Source organism: Massilia sp. Mn16-1_5, from assembly GCF_004798585.1.
In the GTDB taxonomy this organism is placed as follows: Bacteria; Pseudomonadota; Gammaproteobacteria; order Burkholderiales; family Burkholderiaceae_D; genus Telluria.
This window is the reverse complement of sequence record NZ_PPXQ01000039.1, coordinates 1-11,940: the sequence shown is the minus strand read 5'-3', so window position 1 is coordinate 11,940 and position 11,940 is coordinate 1. Positions and strand designations below refer to the sequence as shown.

Genomic DNA, 11,940 nt, shown 5'->3' with positions numbered 1-11,940 from the left:
TGCGCTATCGCCGTCTTGTCCGGGACTACGAGCAGCGCCTTGATGTGTCGGAAGCGATGATTTTCATCGCGCTCGGCTCTTCATTACTGCACCGGATGCGTTTCCGGTGAGTTATTAAACCGTCTCTTAGGTGATATGTGCGACCGCGGCTTAAACCTGGTGACGGGCGCCATCGTTCTTTGGCATGCGGTGTTTCTGGAGCGGGCGACACAGGTTGCGCGCGGTCCTGGCAGCTCCCCGACGCCAGTATGCTGCAGTTTCGTGTCCTCGTTGGCCTGGGAGCACATCTACGGGACCGGATATTACATTTGAAGGAAGAGCAAGAAGGTTGATGAGAAAAATATCGGCCGCTGCGGACTTCAAGAATCGGTAACAGGGCTTAGCGCCCGATTTTTTCCGTTTTCCCTATTCTCCCCTGATACGCCCGTTTTCCGAATAGGCCAGCGCTGCCTGGTCGACCTTCACACCAGCGCCGCGCGCTTTCATGGTCAGCTGTTCAAGCAGCCGGCTGTTGTCACTTTGCGTTCCCGAGTTCGACCGCGCATCAAAGACGGCGAAGTCGATCGGGGCGCCCGTGGTCGAGCGTTCGCGAAGATGTGCGAGATTGATCTGCATACGTCCTCCTGTCAGCCGGTTACTTCTTGCCTTTATTACGTGCCTGCGTCAGGGCCGAGGCCGCGACGCTGCGCTGTGCAGGCGTTGACTTCGGGTTGGACAGAATCTTGCTCGCCTTCGATGCCACAGACGACGACGTCTGCTCGCTGCTCTTCTTGGATGTTGCCATATGACCTCCAGATAAAGTTGAGAGTGAACAAAAACAACTACATGTTGACACCGAAGTAATGGGTGGTACTGTATGTAGTGGTTTCTATTCTACACTAACTTTTTTTAATATCCGTAAGTAACGAAAAAAAACTGTATGGTTGTACAGCACATGCCTTACATAGTTGACTGGGTTGTACGACGTCAGGAACAATGCTCCCGCTATCCGACACATAACATCCTCGGCATTTACCCTCATGAAGACCCACAAATGATGTTCAATCTTTTATACACACTTGAAGACCTGGCTGCCGCGGAGGTCAAACTCAAATATTGGGACGATGCTTTCGCCAACGATAAGAGCAACAACCCGAACAAGTACGAAGCCCAGCGACGTGACGCTAGGCGGGAAGTCAGGCAGATTTCCCGCGAGTTGAAGCGCATTGGCCTGCTTGAAAAGACGGAAGAAGAAAAGCTGCACTAAGAACTTGATCGTGCTTACCCGAACGCGCGGGCAAATTCAGTCGTGCAGTACAACGGGAAGATGTATCGCATCCGGTACTTCCCGGTCGAGCAGAGCCGCTCGCGAAAAACAGTCAAGGAGTGGGGACATCAGTGGATAGCTGTTTGATCCACATAGACTAACCCAGCGACTCAAAGCGCCGGTACCAGTACTGGGCGCGACCATGACAAGAGCATCACGCGGGACATTTTTTTGCAACCGACGCCAGTATGATCAAGGCCGACGCTCAGCGTCACCGCCCTTGCCCAGGTACTGCCGGTATCGAATGGGGTGATCCTGAGCAGACTAGCCTCTAGTCAATCCACCTCGGACTACGCTTGGGTGGGGACGTGAGCTGATCGAAGACGACCTGATAGGCTGCGCTGCCAGAGCTACCGGCGTTTTCGAGGAACCCGCATGTACATAAATACCCGAGAAATTTTCGTACCGCGATCGCGGCCAACCCTTTGCGGTTTCGGCCTACACCAAACCTCCTGGCGACCCACTCAACGACCACATCGGACTCAACAAACACGCGGTGGACCGCTTTGCCGCGGAGAAATCGTGCGAACACGGCGCCCTGCCAAATGTGCGCGGGCTCCAGGATCGAGGGGGCTTCGACCGAACTCGTGTTCAGGAAGTAGGGCCACGCACCGCTGATTCCCAGCGCTTCGCGAACGAGTCGCTCTTTTTCTGCAGTGGGAAGCTGACGGTAGCGCGTATTTGCTTCCGCGACTTCCTCACATGCCTTCACGATGCGCTCGCGCTTTGCAGCTTCCTCCCGCCTCGTCAGTTCGAGCTCTGCATCATGCCGGCGATCGATCTCATCCGCCTCGGCGTCGACCTGCTCCTGCAGCTGTACTCGCGTGCTCTCCTCGCCCGGATAAAACAGCCAATCCTTGAAGAACACGTCCTCAAGCACCCGTTGGCGTATCGTCTCCAGGTCCGTGTCAGAGGCAAGTCCTGAGAGGTTCACCTCAAGCGCCGGGATTCCCAGCGCTTCGAGCTTCTTCTTTTTCGTTCGGTCGACCGCATGAGTGAAGTACATCTCCACCAGAATTCGACGCTCGCCTCGATACCCGACGACGTCAGGCCTCACGTTGGCGGCGCCCTCCCAAACCTCGCTGCGGGAATAGTCGAACCGTATGACACGGTCGGAGGACAGGATGATGCTCTTGGCGTGCCGACGGCCTGTCTTCAGGCGCCGTTCAGCGGAGACTGCGACCATCGGTGTGCGGAGATAGTTGGCGTCCAGCAGGATCTGCTTCGCCGCGGCATGGATTGCAGACTCGACACAGGACTCGGAGCCTGTTGCGATATGGTGCGCGAAGTGCCACGAAACCTTGGCACCCTTTTTGGCAACGAGAGTCGCCCCACAGCCGACACACGTACAGCCGCATGCCAAGCCCGAGTCGACGTCTGCCGGCGCAAGCATGCGCCCATCTTTGAGGCCGAACGGAGTTCGGTGGTTGGATTTCGTAACGATGTTGGCTTCCTGATCCCCTAGCTGCGCCAGGGGACGATTCTCAACTTGAGAATTGCTTTACAGGGGGATCCCCTTATAGAACAAGGTCAAGCCCAAAGTTATCAATAGTGCAATAACTCGTTGATCAACGCGAAAAACTATGCTTCCGTTTCGATTTTTGACGATAATGGTCATTAGCGTGTTTCCTTTCTTGTAGGTACGCTGATTGCAGTGATGAAGAGACCGGGGGCTCCTACCCCCCCGGTCTTTTCGCTTTTTGGTGACAACACTAGCCTCACTAAGCTACACGACTCCTAACTTTCAAACTTCCCCTGCTGAGTCTGTGTACATGAATTATGGGGCATAAAAAGGGTGCTGCGAAAATTGGCCAGCGCCGGTTCGCACTCATAACCTCCTTTCCGCGCCCACATGCAGCGCAAAAGCACCCCCATTAGCACTAGTCGAGCCTGATCTCGTCGGTCAGATTCCTCTGGAAGAACAGCATCTGCAGACAGCTCTCGACGCCGATCCTGAATCTGAACTTCGTTGAAATTAGCCGTGTTATGTCGCTTGTAAGGCTCCTGCGAAGATCGCCAGCGCCTCGCGCAGGCGGTCGTCGAGCATGTCGAGCATGTCGAGCATGTCGAGCATGTCGAGGATGTCGAGGATGTCGAGCAGGTTGTCGCCCACGTACAGTTCGAAGTTCGCGCGAGAGCTGCAGGTCGACCTGTTCCATGTGGTTCGAATACAGGTGGCAGTCGCCCCCGGTCCAGACGAAGTCGCCCACTTCCAGCCCCGCCTGCTGCGCCATCATGTGGGTCAGCAGCGCGTACGAGGCGATGTTGAACGGCACTCCGAGGAAGATGTCGGCGCTGCGCTGGTACAGCTGGCAGGACAGCTTGCCGTCCGCGACATAGAACTGGAACAGGGCGTGGCACGGCGGCAGCTTCATCCGCGGCACGTCGGCCACGTTCCAGGCCGAGACGATCATGCGGCGCGAGTCGGGGGTGGTCCGGATCTGGTCCAGTACCTGGCTGATCTGGTCGATGTGTTCGCCAGCCGGTGTTGGCCAACTCCTCCACTGGTAGCCGTAGATCGGTCCCAGTTCGCCGTTCGCATCGGCCCACTCGTCCCAGATCGAGACGCTGTTTTCCTTCAGGTAGCCGATGTTGGTCGAACCCTGCAGGAACCAGATCAGTTCATGGATGATCGACTTCATGTGCACCTTCTTGTTGGTTACCAGGGGAAAGCCTTCATCCAGGTTGAAACGCATCTGGTGGCCGAACACGGACAGGGTGCCGGTGCCGGTGCGGTCGGATAGCTGGTATGGGGCAGCGCCCCGTTCGACCCGGTTGAACTGCCAGATGCCGTGGCGTTCGGCCAGCTCCGCGCGGATCGCCAATGCGCGCTCACGACTGACCGGCAGGTGCAGGTGCAGCATGTTGGCGGCCGGAGTCGCCGGGTTGAAGCGAATGACCGAGTGGGCGCGCAGGGCTACGACCAGGAATTGCGTCCGGCGGAAGTAATCGGGCATGGCCGCCAGCCACGCATCGAACTGCATGCTTGCTGCGACGACATAGGGCGAGCGGTGGATGACATTGCCGCCCTGGCGCCGGAACCATTCGGCGGCGGCGCGCTCGACAACGCGCGGCTCCTCGCCAGCATCGCCACCAAGGCCGCCGATCCCTTTGTACAGCGACACATAAACCGAATCGAAGCCGGCCGCGATCTCGGCCACGCTGCGGCCATAGCCCGCGGCCGCTTCCACAGCCGTGCGCCGTCCATGTGCAGGTGTGCGCCGCGCGCCTAGCATGCCGCTTGATGGCCTCGAGTTCCTCCCAGGTCGACAGCTGGCCGCCGATTTCGCGCATCGGGATCGCGATGCCGATGGCGCCCAGCCTGTCGGGCACGGCTTCCAGGTCGGCGAGCGACCGTGGGCGGTTGAGGTCGCCCATCTGCAGGGCGTCGAAGTGGCCGATCAGCTGGTAGTTCGAGCGTTCGTGCACGAAGATGTGGGAGGTTGGGTGCAATGCGGCGGGCGCGGAGCCGCGGTCCGCGCAGGCCAGGCGTAGCGCCGTGACCTGGGCCATGGTGCCGCTGATGCAGAACACGGCGGCCGGAAAGCCGAGCAGGCGCGCGACCTTGTCCTCGAACGCTTCGACCAGCGCGCCGCTGCCGTAGACGTCGTGTTCGATCCGTGCCGTTCGCACCAGGCGGCCATCCAGGCAAAGGTCTCGGCGCGTGCGGGCGCGGTGGCCGGGAAGTCGGTGTGACAGCGGCGGATCAGTTCGGCGTTTAAGGTGACATTCGGAGCGTCGCCGGTGTGGTCGCCGATGCCGAACAGCTCGCGATTTAGATCTGGTCCCTTCTTAGGTCGAACGACCTTGATGCTGAAGAAGTCTGCTACTGTATTCTGGATGTTCCGCACCGAGATCTGGCGGTTCTGCACCGACAGCAAGTCCTTCAGCGCTTTCAGGATGTCGATCGTGATGTCCTTGCCCTGGAAACGCGAGTAGGCCAAGATCTTGTGCAGCTCGCCTACCAGCTTTATACGGCCGGTCAGTTAGCAGCGTGTCTAGCGAGTGGTAGTAATGCTCGAAGTCGACAGCAGCCCACCGCAGTCACCGAACTTGTCGATCATCCTGGAGCGTCACAATTGGCGGAGCCGGCAGCAAGGTCCAAGCCCTTTTATCCTAGGGGTGGCTTTTAGCCAGGCAATGCTGTCAAAAAGGGCAGCTTCATGGCGACAACTCTGGGGGGGTTAAACAGCAGCGGAACTGGTTGAAGTCGGTTTCACAATTCGCATCACGCTGGCACGCGAGACGTCGTAATCCCGGGCCAAGGCGCTGATCGACTCGCCTGTCTTGAACCGTGAAATCATCGCCGCGCGCTGCTCATCCGTCGTACGGACTGGTCGCCCCAAGGTCTTACCCTCAGCCTTCGCCCGTGCCAGGCCGGATTGGGTCCGCTCGACCAGCAAATCACGCTCCATCTCAGCCATCGCTGCCAGCATAGTCAGCATCAACTTGCCGGCGGAGGACGTCAGGTCCAGTTTGCCTAGCTGCAGGACGATGACCTCGACGCGGCGCGCGGCGAGCATCTTGATCGTCGCGCCAATATCCTGGGCATCACGCCCAAGACAGGGCTATTCCTCATTTTCTTCAGAGAGTATGAAAAGTGTGTTCGTGCCAGGCAGGACGAGGTGGCCGCTTTCCTTTGGTTCCAGCCGCGGCCGTCGGTCGACCAACTGCGAACCATCGCGCCCCCTTTCTCTCGATCGATGCGCACCACATTGCATGTTCAGCCGTCTGCGGCGTTGACCAGCTCGTACCGTCTGATCTTCATCTTCCCTGCATCCATTGTTCCGCTTGGTAGGTCGCGCTCTAGAGCCCTATAACCGGACAGTTCATCCAATGCCGTCTAATGTGGTTTAATGATGTGTTGGACACGTCGACTGGAGCCCAAGTTGAGGGCAGTTGATCGACTTAGGAGCTTGGAGCGGCAGAGCTGACCGAGAACAAAAACGGCCCTCGCCCTTCGTGGCGTAGGGAGTAGGAATCCGGGGTGATGCCCGGACTGCGGACGATCAATCCGCTTATAGGTGATGGTACCTCGGCACCAGTCCCCGTCGAACGTTATCGACGAGCCGCCGACTGTACCTGAGCTGCCCCAAACAAAGACCCCTGTTAGGCAGGTTAGTTTGAATTTGGGTGCCTGGATCCTGCTGCAGCAGAGGAACGGCTAGTGCCCGGCAAGGCACGATAAAACAACCGACAGCCTATCCATCACGGAGCTGCCGGGGCCCCGCGCGGCGCCAAGCATATGCGAGAGCAAAATGCGTAACGACAAACGGAAAGCAGTACAGGTGAATTGGCTCGGCGAAGTGGCCAAAGTAATAGGGGCAGTTGCCCTGTTGCTGCGAACCCTCCACGACACCGGCCTCTTGTGACCTGAGAACGCGGGTCGGTTTCGGCCGACCCGCTGACTGAACTCTGCACCTGATCAGAACCGTTTACATCACACCATATTAAGGGCTGCAATGGCGGTATATATCATCAGTTACGACCTAAACAAACAGAAGAACTACCCGGCACTGTACGATGCCATTAAGTCGGCAGGAACGAATTGGTGTCATCCAATGGATTCGACCTGGCTGGTTGTCTCGTCGGCCACGTCGTCCGTCATTCGCGATCACATCGCCCGTGCAATGGATAAGGATGACTCGCTCTTGGTCTGTAAGGTTGCTAAAGGCGACTCCGCCTGGCGCGGGCTTTCGCAACAGGTTTCGGATTGGCTCAAGGCCAACTTGTAACCCTCGTCCGACCCGTCGGTCTGCACATCTTCCACCAACCGGAGCGGCGCTTAGCCGTCAGCAGGAAGTCGACGGTCTTGCCCTGCCTGTCGACAGCCCGGTAGAGATATTTCCAGACGCCTTTAACCTTGATGTACGTCTCATCCATCCGCCAGCTGCTGCCGACCGGAAGCTTGTGTTTGCGCGACACGTTCTCAATGAGCCGCGGGAAGCGGATCGCCCACTGGTTGATTGATGAATGGTCGACCGATGCGCCGCGCTCTTCCATCATCTCTTCCAAGTGCCGGTAGCTCAACGGACAGGCCGCGTACCACCGGACGCAGACCAGGATGACGTCGATCGGGAAGCGCATTCCTGTAAAGCTGAGCATGTCGGATGGTTAAGTATTTAGGAGCTACCAGCTTATCCGACCATCTGGCTTGCTGGTCAATGCGGCAGAATCGAATCTTGGTCATCGCTGATGCCCTGAGAGTAGCCGGGAACATTCCCTGATAGGCGGCTACTGTGCCGACCAAAGTGCCTGTTGATTAGCTGGTCGGCATCGCATGGACTTATTAGCTGCTGCAAGCATGAGGCGCTGGACGGTGAAACTTATTGCAGGCAGCATCAGAAAACGAAATAGGCCGGTGCTGCGAAGCCAGGACACCGGACGCGGCCGCTCCCGGCGGTCCTGCATTGTCGGCCCAGCGATTACTACCGTATTCATCGCTGGGAAGACGTGGTCGACCTCACGCTGAACCCCTGTCGGCAGCTGCGCGAAGTCGATTTGTCTAACATGCCGAACGATTATTTCATTACTCCCTTTCCTTTATGTTTGATGAACCTGGAGGCGCGACGGATTGCCGGCCACGGACGATGCATAGATAGAAGAACAGCTTGATACCGGCCACTACGATACTTATGACGTGGTTGAAGAAATCCTTCATTTATTTTCCTAACGCTGGTTTATGGTTGCTTCTAGAAAACACCATATGAGCGGTTCCGCGTAGCGCAAGTCAACCTGCAGCACGGAGAAGAGAGATAGCCGCCGCCTCGAGCGCCGCCAGGTTGGAGCCGGACGTCGGAGGAATCCATTCCACACCATGTCGCCGGCTGTGGTGTTCCCACAGGACCTGGACCTTTCTAGGATCGTCGTAAACCTGAATCGCCATTAGCTCGGCGTTGAGGCACACACACTGCGTTAGGCGGTCGTTTGCGATCGGGTGCATTCGATCCGCTCCGATCATCGCCAGGCATCGCTCAATTACTTCCTGGGCTCGCCCTGGGCTGCCCAATTTCGTTTCCCGACCGAAACTTCCGTAATAGGCGCCGGTAATCGATTTACGTGCATGCCCAAGTAGCTCGCTCACTTGCAGGCGGGTGAGATCAAGATCCTCGCGTGGCATCTGTCCTGGCGGCCCTCCCAGCGTCGGGGGAATAAGATCTCTCAGCAACGCCGCGTTTTCCGCAAATTGCGCGCGCAGACCGTGGCCGGTGACCTCTGCCATCACTTTATTGATGCCGATTTTCCCCATTAAATAGTAATAGTGGCCTCTCGAATATGCCAGCGAACCGGCGCTGCCGTCTTTTTTTACTGACCAGCCCAAATATTCTTTCTTTCCAATCCTCGACTTGACGAAATCCATGACCGCGCGCTGAACCGGCGTGTCGATATCGATGTCACGTGGGCGGCCCCCTTTGGTTTTATATGCAGCGAACTTGTCGCCCTTATCACATTTCCAAGGCTGCATCTGCAGGACTTCCATCAGGCGTAGCCCGAACGCGACTTGGACCATAATCATCAACCCAAACCTCCAATCTAATGCCATTGCTTCAGCCACCTTGGCGCCAACGTCGATCCCGACTTCCGCCCAGCTTTTACTACGCTTAGCAACAGTGGTTACGTGCAGATCCTCTCTCGGCACGTCCGGCAAATAGTAATAAGCGTCTTTTACCAGTCCCTTTTTTCCGATCCAGCCGCAAAAAATACGCAGATGCGACAGGTAGCCCTGGATTGTTTTTGGCGCACGGTTCCGCCGGTGCCACTCGACGCAAAGGGCCTTGATATGCTTCTCGCCAATATTTCGAGGGTCTTCCAGCCGATAGCCTAATTCCACCAACAACCCGAAGATGGCGCGCAAAGCCTCTCCCGCCGCCTCTGCCGTACGTTCGCTTGCCTGCTTTCCATTCACCCGCTTATGGGCGTGAGCAGCAAGAATCATATTCAGTATCGAGAAAAGTCCCATGTATCCCATATATATTACCCAATCCTTTTTCAATTTATTAACGCCCTGGTACGTCACGCTCGATCTTAGTGAGAATGGCGTGATGCAAATGGGGTTTTGTGCCAGGGGTGAAGGGCCCTAACTTAAGTAGAATGATTTCGCGCTGCCGCCTTCATGGCTCTCGACAACACGCCGGCGCCTTCCGACCACCGATCGCCTGACTTGACGCTGCCAGGGCCCGAACATTGACGCAGTTTCTCGCGTAGCGCTTCCCGCCAAATGGGCAGGTCCTGGGGGCTGCGCTAGCGCCCGATGTGATTTCATTTTCACGCCCGTAGAGGTGCGCGGAGGTCAGCAGTAGCCCGGGCCAGCTGGCCCAGCGCATCCTGTGTCCGGTCGGTGCCGAAGGTCCGCTTGTTTCCCCGTATTGTTGTAGTGACGTGGCATGCCTTCGCAAGAACGCATCCGGCAACGACCGCGCCAGGCGTCGTTTTGCCAATGTACATTCCGTTCTGTGGGATTGCTGTATTCAGGAATGCCCGCAAACCCGCATGGTTATCAGGTTTTCTCGACACTCTGTATGGAACCGTGCTTCAGAGCGATAGACCAAAAAAAACAGCCACGAGGCTGCTCTATCGAAAGACGGGAGGCTATTGCAATGCGCCAGCTTGCACTGACGGCTTGAGACAGCGCCAGCTCGCACTGGCGGCTTCAGATATGTCCCGCAAAAGCGGTTTCAGAAATCTTTTCACTTCCTTGGAGGAACTGAAAAAATTATGGGGTCCAAATATGCCGCATAGCGACGAACTATTATCCCACAACCGTTGCCGTGCGTCAACGTCTAACTAGCGAGGGAACCGTGCTTTCATCCCATGGCAGACGGCCGTGGGGTCAAGATATCATCGAGGAATCATCGAGGAATCACCGAGGAATCATCGAGGAATCATTTGACGGCACTCACATCTCTGCCTGCCCCTTCGCGCCCTGACAAACCTCCTGCTCCCCCTGACAACCCACTGCTAATCCGCCGACAAACCCAAAACAAAACACACGCACTCTCGCAGCTGGGCTTCGTTAGCGCCACCCTTCTCTGCTGCGGCCTTGTCAGAAACACTATTGTCGCGCATTGTATTGTCGGAAACGCGATAAGTGCTGCTGTGTCTCGATAGCATACCGGAGGGAAGTCGACGGTCTTTCTTTCCTTGCCAACGGCCGACACAATACTTTTAAAGGCCATTAACCTTGAGATATGTCTCGTTCATTTCTCGTCTGGTGCCGACTTTGTTCTTATACTTGCGGAAAAGCGTTTCAATGAGTGGAAGGAACAAATGGCCTAGCAGTTAATTGTCGGATTCTCAACCGGCACGCCCTGCTCTTCAATGAGCTCGTCGATATGCCGGTAGCTCAGTGAGTTGGCCACTTACGAGTAGATGCAGACGTGCAGGCGTCGATGGGAAAATTTGCTCCTTCAACGTTGAGCACAGCGGATATTTAAAGTGATAGGGCATCACCTTCTACCGTGCAACGGCACTTCCGAAGCGATAGAACCCAATCGCATATCGTGCTCTATTAGCACAAGCTTCATCGCTTTTTTGACGGGCAGTCTTTAGCGTTGTCACGGCCTTATTTCCCCAACTGGCCCACCAGGTAACGCTACCTAGTGTTTGAGCTCTCGGCTTGGCGTTAGATCATCCTCTTCACCTAATCCAATGTGTCTCCTGACTGCCCTCAAAACAACATCATCTATTAGCCCGGCTTGACAGAGTCCATAAGCGTAACCGTCTAAAAACGCCGGTTCGATTTCGGAGCCACAGCCGTCAATAAGTTCACCTAGAACTGAGAGTGCTGGATGTGCCAGATCCTGATCGATCGACGGCTCTCCAGAAGCGGACAGTGTACTACCTTCGCGGATTTCTTGTGCAAGCTTCATAAGCCAGTGCACATCAGAGTCGGAGTTACTCATATTTCATTTCGTGTTAGTTTGCGATGACGCTTCACATTAAGTTTGGTATAGAGCCCAAGTAATCGCGGTGCCATATTTGTATTGAGAGACATATTTGCTTGAGTCTTCGTTAGTCCGGGAAGAACTCAGCGATGTTCCCCCAGGGCTCTGCTGGGTTGTGTTTTACATTCAGTTCTATATAAGGCTTTTCAAGGAGGTCGGGGTCATACATTGGCGGACGGGTCTGCTTAGCAGGAGGAATTTCCATGTTGCACGACGTTGGGTTATCGAGCAAGGAGTGATGCGTTCGACACACCAGAGGACGGTCCTCGTAAACGGAACACCTGTCCTCTCGTAGAAAAGGGCACGGCTTACCATTGAATTTTGCGCCGTGAGCGAAAACTTCGTTAATAGGTCGGTAAGCCAGACGAACCATTTTGCGTCCCGTAACCTCGGCCAAGCGGATCGCTTCGTGTTCGTAGATCATTGTGTTCATGTGACAGCAATCGCTACAGCCTATCCTGCATGCTACATACGGTGAAAGCGCATCGGTTACACGAGTTGCTATCGTAATTACTTTCCTGCGCTTAGACTTCGCACTGGCATTTCCCCCCACAATCTTGCTAAGAGACGGTTTAATAACTCACCGGAAACGCATCCGGTGCAGTAATGAAGAGCCGAGCGCGATGAAAATCATCGCTTCCGACACATCAAGGCGCTGCTCGTAGTCCCGGACAAGACGGCGATAGCGCA

8 protein-coding genes and 6 pseudogenes are annotated in these 11,940 nt (G+C 56.2%); 3 read left to right on the top strand and 11 right to left on the bottom strand.

All coding sequences use genetic code 11. The features are described from left to right. Both C2862_RS24830 and C2862_RS26065 read left to right on the top strand, forming a co-directional pair. A pseudogene (locus C2862_RS24830) lies at positions 1-110 on the top strand (IS5/IS1182 family transposase); the annotation flags it as partial. A 25-nt stretch (positions 111-135) separates the two neighbouring features. Continuing rightward, a complete protein-coding gene (locus tag C2862_RS26065; protein ID WP_136223706.1) occupies positions 136-312 on the top strand; it encodes a Tn3 family transposase in 177 nt (58 codons plus the stop codon). Between the two features lie 93 nt (positions 313-405). Here the strand turns inward: C2862_RS26065 and C2862_RS24820 are convergent, their stop codons facing one another. After that, complete coding sequence (locus C2862_RS24820; protein ID WP_136223704.1) at positions 406-615, bottom strand: hypothetical protein; 210 nt, start codon at positions 613-615, stop codon at positions 406-408. A 19-nt stretch (positions 616-634) separates the two neighbouring features. Beyond that, positions 635-784, bottom strand: a complete 150-nt coding sequence (locus tag C2862_RS25450) for a hypothetical protein (protein ID WP_168710167.1) — start codon at positions 782-784, stop codon at positions 635-637. 249 nt (positions 785-1,033) lie between these two features. On the opposite strand from C2862_RS25450, the gene C2862_RS24815 reads away from it, so the two are divergent. After that, entirely contained in the window at positions 1,034-1,246 is a 213-nt protein-coding gene (locus C2862_RS24815; protein ID WP_136223702.1) for a hypothetical protein, read from the top strand. Positions 1,247-1,577: 331 nt separating this feature from the next. Here C2862_RS24815 and C2862_RS24810 read toward each other — a convergent pair whose 3' ends face one another. The 9 genes and pseudogenes from C2862_RS24810 to C2862_RS24770 all read right to left on the bottom strand — a co-directional run. Beyond that, a complete protein-coding gene (locus tag C2862_RS24810) occupies positions 1,578-2,699 on the bottom strand; it encodes a competence protein CoiA family protein (RefSeq protein WP_136223700.1) in 1,122 nt (373 codons plus the stop codon). A gap of 733 nt (positions 2,700-3,432) precedes the next feature. After that, a pseudogene (locus C2862_RS25870) lies at positions 3,433-4,095 on the bottom strand (thymidylate synthase); the annotation flags it as partial. A 43-nt stretch (positions 4,096-4,138) separates the two neighbouring features. Further along, positions 4,139-4,939, bottom strand: coding sequence for a beta-eliminating lyase-related protein (locus C2862_RS24805; RefSeq protein WP_307723572.1), 801 nt, complete (start codon positions 4,937-4,939; stop codon positions 4,139-4,141). A gap of 170 nt (positions 4,940-5,109) precedes the next feature. Further along, positions 5,110-5,277, bottom strand: a pseudogene (locus C2862_RS24800) (chromosomal replication initiator protein DnaA); the annotation flags it as partial. A gap of 213 nt (positions 5,278-5,490) precedes the next feature. Next, positions 5,491-5,856 (bottom strand): annotated as a pseudogene (locus tag C2862_RS24795) (recombinase family protein); the annotation flags it as partial. Positions 5,857-7,087: 1,231 nt separating this feature from the next. Continuing rightward, positions 7,088-7,411 (bottom strand): annotated as a pseudogene (locus tag C2862_RS24785) (IS6 family transposase); the annotation flags it as partial. A gap of 625 nt (positions 7,412-8,036) precedes the next feature. After that, a complete protein-coding gene (locus C2862_RS24780; protein WP_136223694.1) occupies positions 8,037-9,323 on the bottom strand; it encodes an integrase domain-containing protein in 1,287 nt (428 codons plus the stop codon). Between the two features lie 1,994 nt (positions 9,324-11,317). Next, positions 11,318-11,803, bottom strand: a complete 486-nt coding sequence (locus tag C2862_RS26060) for a YkgJ family cysteine cluster protein (protein WP_373888281.1) — start codon at positions 11,801-11,803, stop codon at positions 11,318-11,320. Positions 11,804-11,830: 27 nt separating this feature from the next. Continuing rightward, a pseudogene (locus C2862_RS24770) lies at positions 11,831-11,940 on the bottom strand (IS5/IS1182 family transposase); the annotation flags it as partial.